The following is a 1,614-nucleotide window of genomic DNA, read 5'->3' as shown; positions in this document are numbered from 1 at the left end:
GCTTTACCGTGAAAATCCTACGGAGCTAAGACACACAACTCCCCCTACCGTCTATTGACAGTTTTTTTGATGATGAATCTACGCCTTTTTCCTTACATATCCATATTTATTTAACATTCGTATCCAGCGTGGAGCATTTCGTTTTGCCATCAATGCTTCGTAATCTATAATAGGATCGTTGTAAGGTTCTTTTCTTGTCAGTAGTGTGTAGATTACCTCCAATATCTTATGGCCGACAGCCACTATAGCACGCTTGTGCCCCCGTCTTATCACAAGCCCCTTGTACATGCCGTTGAACTGGCTTTTAGTTTTAATAGCGCTGTTGGCTGATTCACACAGTAGCTGCTTCACGTACCGGTTTCCTTTGCTTGACCGGCCACTCTTTTTTTTCCTCCACTTTCGTTATTCCCAGGACATATTCCTGCCCATGAACATATTTTGTCCTTACTGCCAAATACGCTCATGTCAGTTCCGACCTCCGCCAGTAACATCGCAGCACTTATTTCATCTACTCCCGGAATGGTTTGTAATAAACCCCATTGCTGCTTATACGGCTCCATTGCCGCAACAACCTGTGCATCGATTTCTGATATTGTGGTATGTAACCACAATATATGACGTGTCTTCAGCAATAACCGATGACGGTCACTTAAATTACCTTCCAACGACAGTCTTAACTCCGACTGCTTATCGCGAAGCTTACCTAATGCCAACTTCGCTATTCTATCCAGCGGTTCGTCTCCTTCTATCAAAGCATCTATCATTCTACCCGCTGAAACGCCGTCAATGTCACTGACAACACTACTGAGCCTCACCCCTCCATCTTCTAAAACCTTTTGCAGCCTGTTCTTTTCTCCTGCAAGTGTCTCAATAAGCTTACGCCTGTATCTCGTCAGCAATCTCAATTGTCTCATATCTCGTGGGGGGATAAAACTTGCTCTTAATAACCCACAGCGGCTTAACTCTGCCAGCCATTGGCTATCGCTTACATCTGTCTTACGCCCTGGGACCTTCTTTACATGCTGGGCATTTACTAACATTACCTTTACTTCCGCCTCTTCAAGGACATCATATACTGTCCTCCAGTATATTCCCGTACTTTCCATTACCGCCATTTCAACTTCTTCTTTTTTCAGCCATGAGGCTAAATCCCTCAGATTAGAGCGAAATGTTGCGTATTCACGGGTGTCCTTGACCAAATTACCGCATTCATCTTCCTTCAGGACTGTACATACTACTGTCTTCTTATGTACATCTAACCCAGCACAACTCTTTAACATTGCCTCCATAACACCATTTCACCTCCTTTTCCTGTGGTCAGTTATTGTTAGGGTAGGAATTGTGGATTACCTTGCTTACACTTTCATGTAAGCAGGTCTTTTTACCGTGCGTCCTATTGCCATACATGGCATGGACATGCGGGGGTTCGTGCCACAATCCCCAGGTCAGTTTCGCGATCGGGGGTTCTCCACCATAAAGCATATCGACCTTTTCCCTCTCTTATTATAACTGGTTTCACTGAAATGAAAAAATCTTTGCACAATGGCCTTGCGATTTTCATGGGCGGGGGCGAATATTGACACTATTCATGTAGGTTTCGCGGGAATGACAGAA

The 1,614-nt window shown here is 44.4% G+C and carries 2 protein-coding genes; both read right to left on the bottom strand.

Going from position 1 to position 1,614, the window contains the following annotated elements; translation table 11 throughout:
• Window positions 1-78: 78 nt before the first annotated feature.
• Window positions 79-351: a hypothetical protein gene (locus tag ASN18_RS06665; RefSeq protein ID WP_085051960.1), complete on the bottom strand. Its 273-nt coding sequence runs from the start codon at window positions 349-351 to the stop codon at window positions 79-81.
• Window positions 348-1,289, bottom strand: coding sequence for an IS110 family RNA-guided transposase (locus ASN18_RS06660; protein WP_085051959.1), 942 nt, complete (start codon window positions 1,287-1,289; stop codon window positions 348-350). The genes ASN18_RS06665 and ASN18_RS06660 overlap by 4 nt, the downstream gene beginning before the upstream one ends.
• Window positions 1,290-1,614 lie beyond the last annotated feature (325 nt).

Origin of the sequence: Candidatus Magnetominusculus xianensis, assembly GCA_001541255.1 — a bacterium.
In the GTDB taxonomy this organism is placed as follows: domain Bacteria; phylum Nitrospirota; class Thermodesulfovibrionia; order Thermodesulfovibrionales; family Magnetobacteriaceae; genus Magnetominusculus; species Magnetominusculus xianensis.
This window is presented reverse-complemented; position numbering and strand designations above follow the sequence as displayed.

Bases quoted from the DNA above. Each gene is read 5' to 3' on its own strand.
- ASN18_RS06660 (WP_085051959.1), bottom strand. From the start codon at position 1,289: ATGGAGGCAATGTTAAAGAGTTGTGCTGGGTTAGATGTACATAAGAAG.